Annotated in this window: 1 protein-coding gene; it reads left to right on the top strand. The window is 73.2% G+C overall.

The window, feature by feature from the left end:
- Nucleotides 1-269, top strand: a 269-nt coding sequence (locus tag M2D63_RS25805; protein WP_285865891.1) for an enoyl-CoA hydratase-related protein, incomplete at both ends; no start/stop codon positions are given.

Here is a 269-nt window from a genome sequence, read left to right as displayed (position 1 = left end):
GCCATCGGTCGCCTGGCCCTGGGCGGCGGCCTGGATCTGGCGCTGGCCTGCGGCTACCGTGTGGGCGAACCGCAGACCCACGTCGGCCTGCCGGAAATCAACCTCTGCCTGCTGCCCGGCGCCGGCGGCACCCAGCGCCTGCCACGGCTGGTGGGCGTAGCGCCAGCGCTGGAGTTGATGCTGAGCGGCGCCCAGGTGCCTGTGGCCCGCGCCCTGGAGCTGGGCATTCTCGACCTCCTGGCCGACAGCGCCGGGCAACTGCTCGACTT

Origin of the sequence: Pseudomonas sp. BJa5 (genome assembly GCF_030272875.2) — a bacterium.
Taxonomy (GTDB): Bacteria; Pseudomonadota; Gammaproteobacteria; order Pseudomonadales; family Pseudomonadaceae; genus Aquipseudomonas.
The sequence above is the reverse complement of the archived record's forward strand: the minus strand, read 5'-3'. Positions and strand labels throughout refer to the sequence as shown.